The sequence below is a fragment of the Cobetia sp. 29-18-1 genome, assembly GCF_029846405.1.
Lineage (GTDB): Bacteria > Pseudomonadota > Gammaproteobacteria > Pseudomonadales > Halomonadaceae > Cobetia > Cobetia amphilecti.
On the sequence record NZ_JARWKS010000057.1, the window covers coordinates 1 to 266 of the forward strand.

Here is a 266-nt window from a genome sequence, read left to right on the forward strand (position 1 = left end):
ACGCTCTCCCTAAAGATAGGTCAGAACGTGTCAACTATATTCAGGACGGGACAGAGCCTGGAAAAAGGGCGGCCTGCGGGTCGCCCTTTTTGATGCCTGTGACCTGGCTCGAGGTCTACGCAGCAGGGTGCCGGATGCGCGAGTCTTGCGTATGGATCGCGCACAACGAAAAAGGCCTGACTGCAAGCAGTCAGGCCTTTCGAATCTTGGTTGGTGGCTACACCCTGATTTGAACAGGGGACCCCATCATTATGAGTGATGTGCTC

Annotated in this window: 1 protein-coding gene; it reads left to right on the forward strand. The window is 55.3% G+C overall.

Features of this window, described 5'->3' with window-relative positions:
- The coding region (locus QD208_RS17605; RefSeq protein WP_279837692.1) for a hypothetical protein at nucleotides 1-233 on the forward strand (233 nt) is incomplete at its 5' end.
- Between the last annotated feature and the right edge of the window lie 33 nt (nucleotides 234-266).